Origin of the sequence: Salinibacter sp. (assembly GCF_042218895.1) — a bacterium.
Classification (GTDB): domain Bacteria; phylum Bacteroidota; class Rhodothermia; order Rhodothermales; family Salinibacteraceae; genus Salinibacter.
In genome coordinates this window covers 1-6140 of the sequence record NZ_JBDGQQ010000143.1, presented here as the reverse complement: position 1 = coordinate 6140, position 6140 = coordinate 1, and the positions used below count along the sequence as shown (strand labels likewise).

The 6140-nt window shown below is 62.8% G+C and carries 7 protein-coding genes; 5 read left to right on the top strand and 2 right to left on the bottom strand.

Annotated elements, in window-relative coordinates:
* Positions 1-247: 247 nt before the first annotated feature.
* A complete protein-coding gene (locus ABEL04_RS12245) occupies positions 248-784 on the bottom strand; it encodes a HEAT repeat domain-containing protein (RefSeq protein ID WP_375802678.1) in 537 nt (178 codons plus the stop codon).
* Between the two features lie 465 nt (positions 785-1249).
* Between ABEL04_RS12245 and ABEL04_RS12240 the strand changes: the two genes are divergently transcribed.
* From ABEL04_RS12240 to ABEL04_RS12220, 5 genes are all read left to right on the top strand, one after another.
* Positions 1250-1912, top strand: a complete 663-nt coding sequence (locus tag ABEL04_RS12240) for an SAM-dependent methyltransferase (RefSeq protein ID WP_375802677.1) — start codon at positions 1250-1252, stop codon at positions 1910-1912.
* A 707-nt stretch (positions 1913-2619) separates the two neighbouring features.
* On the top strand, positions 2620-3990 hold the full coding sequence (locus ABEL04_RS12235) for an MmgE/PrpD family protein (RefSeq protein ID WP_375802676.1): 1371 nt from the start codon (positions 2620-2622) through the stop codon (positions 3988-3990).
* A gap of 119 nt (positions 3991-4109) precedes the next feature.
* Positions 4110-4955: a phosphosulfolactate synthase gene (locus ABEL04_RS12230; RefSeq protein WP_375802675.1), complete on the top strand. Its 846-nt coding sequence runs from the start codon at positions 4110-4112 to the stop codon at positions 4953-4955.
* Positions 4956-5032: 77 nt separating this feature from the next.
* A complete protein-coding gene (locus tag ABEL04_RS12225; protein ID WP_375802674.1) occupies positions 5033-5278 on the top strand; it encodes a hypothetical protein in 246 nt (81 codons plus the stop codon).
* A 23-nt stretch (positions 5279-5301) separates the two neighbouring features.
* Complete coding sequence (locus ABEL04_RS12220) at positions 5302-5469, top strand: hypothetical protein (protein ID WP_375802673.1); 168 nt, start codon at positions 5302-5304, stop codon at positions 5467-5469.
* 86 nt (positions 5470-5555) lie between these two features.
* Here the strand turns inward: ABEL04_RS12220 and ABEL04_RS12215 are convergent.
* Positions 5556-6140 (bottom strand): tetratricopeptide repeat protein (locus tag ABEL04_RS12215; RefSeq protein WP_375802672.1); only part of this gene is annotated, 585 nt, incomplete at its 5' end.

Sequence of the window (6140 nt, the reverse complement as noted above, 5' to 3'; positions counted from 1 at the left end):
CGGGACTACGCCAGCGCGGCGGAGGAGGTGATCGAACGCATCCAGAACGACGATGGCGTAAACCCTCCCTCCGGATCCGACCTGGGCTAGCGTCGGGCAAATCCCCAGAATATAGCACGTCCGCCCCGGAGACCCCCATGCGGTCTCCGAGACGGACGCAGCGAGTGGAGCGAAGTGTGGGCTCGCTCCCACGGTCATCGATACGGTGGGCTCGATACGATGGGCTCTCCCCTTCTCCCATCAGATTCTATCCGCTCTTAGTGTACTGCGTGAGCGTCTCCGCCGCGGCGTCGCGCACCCGTTCAGACGACTCCTTCTGCATCAGGGCGTAGAGCCGGTCCAGCGCCTGCCGGTAGCGCTCTTCTCCGGCGTGCTCGGCCCCGATGGCGTGGAGGGCCTGAATGGCTATCAGGCGGTGCTCGCGGCTCGAGTCCTCCTTGATGATGTCAAGAAGCGCGCCGACCGTTCGGGAGAGATCCAGGCGCTTGTGGTCGTCGGCGACACGGAGCACGGTTTGAATGTAGGTCGTCCGCATCGAAGGATGCTGCCGTAGCGCGTGGGCAACCTGCTCGTCGAAGTGGGCCTGCCAGTGGGCAGAGCCTGTCTGTGCGTGAGCAGCGGAGGAGTTCTGGGCAGAGGCGGAGGGGACCGCCGCTGGGCCGGCGAAGCTGAGGCCTGCGGCCAGAATCAGGCTGGCCGCCACCCGGAAGAGCCTCCGGGGAAGGAGGAAGGAGGCGTCGGCAGACGTACGATTCGTGAGGAAAAAGAAGCGGAAGTTGTGCATGGTAGATCATAGGATCGGGTTCGAAAGCAGCGCGTGCGAAGAAAGAAGTTCGCAGTGGCGGGGGGCGATTCGGGGTGTTAGACGAATCGGCCATTTGGGTCGACGGATCGGGGCCGTAGACCAGTGAAGAGGTACTACCCGCGCTGGAGACGACTCCTCCATTCCACAGAAGTGCGTCTGGGACTTCCGAGTAGGCCGCCCGATGGGTCAGCGGTCAAACATTTCTGCTCTCTGCCTCATTGCCCCGGGCGCAGACCGTTGTTCGTTCACTGTGCAGTGAAAAGCGGCAGGGAAAGGGCCCCAACCCACGCAGGCCGAGGGCCGGGACGGAGGAAGGTTCCGCTGAGCGTTCCAGTCGTGATGATGCGAGCGCTTGGGAAAGATCAGGGGGCGCCTATTCCCGGCGACCCGCACTTCAGAAGATCAGTCATTCTCGATCTCCGAAATCAACCGCGGAGTGCACCCATGGGCCACCGTTTTCGCACGCTCCTTCTCGCCATCATGGGAATTCTTGCCCTCGTCGCAGCGGCCCCTTCAACTGGGATGGCCCAGATTGTTGACTCCGTGCTGGTGCCCGAAGGTCCCGCACCGGCCTCGCCCCCCGATACCATCGACAGAGACGTCCCCTTCGTAGCGACCTCACATCGGATCGTGAACCGGATGCTAGAGGTGGCTAGCGTCTCGAGCACGGATGTGGTCTACGACCTCGGGAGCGGCGACGGGCGCATCCCTATCACGGCCGCGATGCAGCACGATGCCCGGGGCGTTGGGATCGAGATTGATCCCGATCTGGTGGCCGAAGGCCGTGCCCGCGCCAAAGAGGTCGGCGTCGCCAATCAGGTGGAATTCCGCCAAAAAAACCTGTTCAAGGCCGATCTCAGTGAGGCGACGGTGGTGACCCTCTACCTCTGGCCAGAGATCAACGTCGAGCTGCGCCCGAAGCTTCTCCAAGAGTTGGACCCTGGAGACCGAATTGTCTCGCACGACTTTCGGATGGGAGATTGGGAGCCGGCCAAGACGATTCGCGTAGAGGATAGCACCGGAAGGGCGACCCTCTACCTCTGGAAAGTCCCGGAAGAGATACCGCGTCATCTGATGACGACCACCGACGAGCTGCCCGAGAACTGACGGGACCTGCAAGTTCGCGGACGGATGCACCTTATACGGAGGCCTCTCTGACCCGGCACCGTTAGAGGCACGGATTCCGGCGTGCTCCCACCCGACTGCGGACCGATTGTGGGGGGTAGTTTCCCGGGGCCCGACCATAAGCCGTCGAAGTCCGCACCTCGTTAGTGACCTGTCCCCGGATGGAAACACCCGTCACAAGATCCCCGGTTGCCCGAAAACTATGTTTTGGCCCGGCGCGCCCCCACCGCAGCCTCGCTCTCCCGGCACGACCTCCGACGGGCCGTCACCAGCACATCTGAAACCACCGGGCCTGTCCGGCAGGCTTCCGCTTCAATCTCCGGCAGGACGACCCTGACGTAAACCCGCTCCTCGCTGCAGAGAGCGAGGGTTCAAAGAGACAGTCGTTCCCTGCCTGCTGTGGAGACCGCTGAGTCGACCTCGCAAACGAAGAAAGAGGGATGGATTTCGGGCCAAGAGCCTCTGAATCCGTACAAAATAGTTTATAGTGTTAAACTCTTTAATACGGGAGGACTAAAGTTTACACACGCTGATCTTTCCACTCTCGGGTCTCCTTGGATTCTCAAACCCGAGGTGGAAGGGCTCGCCCAGGACTCCCCGGGTAGCCCTTCCGTCGCCCACGGGGCCTTCTCGTCCTCACGAACCGTCAACATCATCGCAAGTCTTAGCTCAGCGACCTGCTCTCGATTATGCCTGTTGTCAACGGTCTTGCTCGATTTGTAAAAGAGGCCTCCTACGATGACCTCTCCGAGGGGGCTAAGGAACAACTTAAAGTTCGCGTGCTCGACGCCCTCGGGTGTGCCATCGGAGCCCTGGACGGAGCCCCGATTCGGAAACTCCGCGCACATCTCGACGATTTTGGTGGAGCCAAGCAAGCGACCCTCGTCGGCGGGGGGCAGGCGGCCCCTGACCGCGCGGCCCTCTACAACAGCGCCCTCGTCCGCTACCTCGACTACAACGACAGCTACCTGGCAGAAGGGGAAACCTGTCACCCGAGCGATAACCTGGGATCGGTGATGGCCGCTACAGAGTACGCCGATGGATCGGGGGAGGAGCTGCTCACGGCCCTTGCGGTGGCCTACCAGGTGCAGTGTCGGCTCAGCGACGAGGCGCCGGTCAGGGCGAAGGGCTTCGACCATACGGTGCAGGGGCAGTACGCCGCCGCGGCCGGGGCGGCCAAGGCCCTCGGACTGGATCCGGAGCAGACCGCGAATGCGATTGCCATCAGCGGCACGGCCCACAACGCGCTCCGTGTCACGCGGACCGGGGAGATTTCGAACTGGAAAGGCCTGGCCTACCCGGAGACGGGCTTCACGGCCACCCACTCGGCCTTCCTCGCGAAACGCGGCATCACCGGGCCCCCCGAAGTCTTCGAGGGCAACAAAGGCTTCATGCATTCCATCGCGGGTGAGTTCGAGATCGACTGGAGCGCGGAAGACCTCGAACGCGTCACCGACACGATCATCAAGAAGTACAACGCCGAGATCCACTCGCAGGCTACCCTGGAGGGGGCGCTGGAGTTGAAGCGCTCACGCGGCATCGACCCCGCCGCGATCGACAAGATTGAGGTCGACACGTTCGACGTCGCGTTCGACATCATTGGCGGGGGGGAGGAGGGAGACAAGACCGTCGTGCGGCGGAAGGAGGAGGCCGACCATAGCCTCCACTACATGACCGCGGTGGCGCTCCTCGACGATCAGGTGCTGCCTGCCCAGTACGAACAGTCTCGCATTGAGGCCGACGACGTGCAGTCGCTCCTCCGGCAGGTTCACGTGGAGGAGACCCCCGATTACAGCGACCGCTTTCCCGGCCACATGGTCTGCGACATTCGCATCCACGCCAATGGGGAGGTCTACGAGACGCACAAGGAAGACTACGAGGGCTTCCACACCCGCCCGATGTCCTGGGACACCGTCTCCGAGAAGTTTGCGCGATTGGCCGAACCGTACACCGACGCCGCGCTTCGAGACGACATCATTGGGGCCGTGCAGGACCTGGCAACGCTCCCGGCCGGCGATCTCTTCAGGCTTCTGGCGAAGGTAGAAGCGCCTGAAGAATGAGACGTGAAGAGTGAGGCGTGAGGTGTGGGCTTCGCGAGTCACACATCACGACCGGAGGCCGACAGCAGGCAAGGATCGACCATTCTCTCTGCATCCAATCAACAACCAGCCAAGCCACTATGCCAACCGACGTCACCGGCGATCCCCGACGCGCCTTCCAGTTTCTCGACACCAACGACCGCGGCGAAAAGCCCCGTGAGGTGGGCATTACCGAGATCCGCGGCCCTTACTACAGCGTCATGGGGCCCAACTATTTGGGCGACCTCCTCTCCACGATGGGCCACTACGTCGACCACCTCAAGTTTTCGGGCGGTTCCTTCAGCCTCATGCCCGAGGAGGAGGTCCGGGGGCTTCTCGACCTCGCCCACGACCACGACGTGCTCGTCTCGACCGGCGGGTTCATGGAGCACGTCCTCTCCCAGGGCCCCGACGCGGTGCATCAGTACATCGACGAGTGCGCCCGTCTCGGCTTCGACATCGTCGAGGTCTCGGCGGGGTTCATTACGCTGCCGACCGACGACTGGCTCCGGCTCATCGAGGCGGTGCAAGAGGCGGGCCTGAAGGCCAAGCCGGAGGTTGGCATCCAGCACGGGGCCGGGGGCGGGGCCACCACGACCGAGGAGCTGGAGCAGATCGGCCAGCAGGATCCCTCTCGGGCCATCGAGCAGGCCCGCCGGTTTCTCGAGGCGGGGGCCTACCAGATCATGATGGAGAGTGAGGGGATCACCGAGAACGTGCCGGAGATGCGGACGGAGGTGCCGGCCCAGTTTATCGATGAGCTCGGGCTGGAGAACATCATGTTCGAGGCGGCCGACCCACGGGTTTTTCCGTGGTACGTCCAGAACTACGGGCCGGAGGTGAACCTGTTTGTCGACCACAGTCAGATCGTGCAGCTGGAGTGCCTGCGCAGCGGCATCTGGGGCCCGCACGACCTCTTTGGCCGAGTGCATACGTTCAAGGGGTGAGATTCATCGGGGGAGCAGCGAGGTTCCGCTGCTGCCCCCGATTCTCTTCGCTGCTAACATCTCCACGTCTTGAAAGTATGGCACTCCGTCTCCTTCAGACCGCGAGCTTCATCTGGGCCGGAGGGCTTCTCGGGATTGCCCTTGGGGCCCGGGTGAAGTTCAATGCGCCGACCGTCCCTGAGGAGATTGGCCTCGGCGTCGGGCGGCATGTATTCGGTGCCGTAAACAGGGCCGAGCTTGGGCTTGCGGCGATCCTGCTCGGGGTGCTTTTTGCCTCTGCGCCGGCCTCCGACATCCGCTGGACAGCCGCTGGGGGGCTGTAACTCTTGCGGTCCAGACCGCTTGGGTGCTCCCCGTCCTGCAAAAGCAGGCGAAGGTGATTATTGAGGGACAGGCCGTGCCCAATGCCGACTACGCTCACGTAGGATACATCTGTCCGGAGGTCGCGAAGGTCGCGGGGCTCTTTTTTATCGGCTGGAACGCCGTCCCCACCAGTTCAGCAGGCTCCGAATAACCAGCCTCTCCAGACCGGGGGATTACAACTGCCCCACTCGACAACGGTGCAGCAACGAGGATAGGGGCCCTACCGCTTGACCCGCCTCAATTGGGGGACGGAGCCGGGCGCACCGTCGTCGTTTCTTCGATCCAGGAGTAACACCCATAATCGATCGTCATGGACGCTCCGGTCTTCCAGGCGCTCCGGTAGAAAATGTCCGCCTTCGTCGGAAACACCTTTCTGTAGGTCTCAATTTTGCGATTGGCCTGGGCGGCCACCGAGGGATCGACCTGCTTGGCTTTCCGATATTTATCCACGGCGGCCCAGTAGACGGCCCGGTCGGTGCGGCTCATGTCCCCGCCGCTGCACTGGTTTACGGCCTGCGCGTAGAGGTCCCCGATCGCAATGTAGGCGCGCCCGAAGTCCTCCGTTCTCTTGATCGCCGTTCGGTACATCTCCCGCGCCTTCGGAAGCTTCCCGATCTTCTGATAAGCGGTCCCGAGGTTGAAGTAATCTTCTGCCTTCAGCTGGGCTCCCTGCTTCATCGCACGGTTGTAGGCCTCAACGGCAGCTTTCGGATGTCCATTTTCAAGGCGCATCTGGGCGATCTTCCGGACCGTTCCGGCCGGGGGCTCGGCCTTCATCAGGCGCTCGGCGAGCTTCGAGGCCTTCTGGACGTTTCCCCGCTC